This window comes from Acinetobacter sp. YH16038 (assembly GCF_013417275.1).
GTDB lineage: Bacteria > Pseudomonadota > Gammaproteobacteria > Pseudomonadales > Moraxellaceae > Acinetobacter.
On record NZ_VPEG01000136.1, the window covers coordinates 1 to 1,648 of the forward strand.

The following is a 1,648-nucleotide window of genomic DNA, read 5'->3' on the forward strand; positions in this document are numbered from 1 at the left end:
ATTCCGGCTCTGCCTCCGAATCACGCTGCGGTATCGAAAGATTACAGTGCGTACCTGATAAGAGCACCAATCAACGGACTAGGGATTTCTTGGATTGCACCGTCGAAAGAAGCCCAACCTAACCAGACTTAGCCAGATTAACGAGCTAAGAGACCATGACCCAATAACTGATCATGGAGAAAAGCAAAGACAAGATGAAGATGTCGCTTCGCTCCGTTTTGATTAGTACCACATTGGGGCATTAGGCGTTTTTTACCTAGATTTTATCGGTGAACAATAACACCTAAACTCTCAACAAGCTGAAGCGCCTGCTCTCCATCCAACTTCACTCCATCTAAATTAATTCGCCTTGCATCAAGCTCGCCAAGCGCCCCACCCGTTAAATCACAACCAGTAAAATCAGCCAAAGACCAATCAAACGATGAAAACTCCCCACAAGAAAGATCGGAGCCACGAAACACGGCGCCAGTTATCACAGTGCCATTCCAGCGATTTTCCCACAGTTCGCACTTTTCTAATATGACTCTAGAAAAATTAGCGTAACTAAGATTTGTCTTGGTTATATAAGCACTACAAAACCATGACCTTGTAGTTATCATATTCATAAAATTAGCCCCTCGAAAATCAGCTCCTTGAGCTAAACACTCACTAATTTCAAGACCTAAGGCGCTAATGTTTTTAAAATTACTCATTGATAAATCGCAGCTTTTAAAGCTAGCGTTTTTTAGTTTGGCTCTATTAAAATCACACCCTTCCAAGCTATTCCTGTCGTAAAAACTACAATCAACAAATTCAGTATCAGTTAAATCAACCCCTGAAAAATCACAATTTGAAAAGGCAATATTTTTAACTCTATTCCCCGTAAATTGATCTCGTGAAAACTTTTCATTGATAAAGTGCTTTTCCATACATGCTACACCTGGTTATTTATACAGTGCAATCATTGTACATTAATTTGAACAACCTTAAACTCTAGCTAAAATTGATTCATACAATCCCTTTTATGTTAAACGGGCGAGTTAGTTTACTAAAACCGCCCATTCATCCGCATTAAAGCCCCTCAAAACGATTTTAAGACACGATCACCCTATCAAACACCCAAATCTACCCTGAAAGTTTAGAACGGTTTCTGTGCCGTTTGGCTTCGTTTTTAACATTATTTTATTAGCCACAAAAATTACCCCTTAACCTTCAAAATAATTATCTTCCCGTTTGACTCATAAACGGTGAACGGGCAGATAAAATTTTTATCTGTCTGTGAATCGTTGGACAAGCGCAGCGCGTCAGAAAAAGACTCGTAGAGGCTTCGGGGTATCAGGGGAAAGCCCCCTGAGTACGCGACGGTAATAAACGGTAAAAATGTCCCCATTTTGTCCCCGTTTGTGTATCGTCGCCCTCGTGCCTGTAATTTTGTATTTGGAGATATTTTTAACAAACCAATTAAAAACGCATAGGTAACACACCTTAGAGCCTTGTACGTCAACGTTTTTAGACAACGAGAAAAAAGGGGAATTAATGGCAGAGAGCAAAAAAACAACAACGGTGAGCTTTAGAATTGAAGATGATCTCAAAGATAAACTTCAAATCATTGCTGAACGAGAAAATAAAACTATCACCAACAAAGCACGTGAAATCCTCGCTGAATCAC

Annotated in this window: 1 protein-coding gene; it reads right to left on the reverse strand. The window is 39.8% G+C overall.

What is annotated here, in order from left to right:
- Nucleotides 1-263 precede the first annotated feature (263 nt).
- The gene (locus tag FTV34_RS17320; RefSeq protein ID WP_012634451.1) at nt 264-908 is read right to left on the reverse strand and encodes a quinolone resistance pentapeptide repeat protein QnrD1; all 645 of its coding nucleotides are present in this window, start codon (nt 906-908) and stop codon (nt 264-266) included.
- Nucleotides 909-1,648 lie beyond the last annotated feature (740 nt).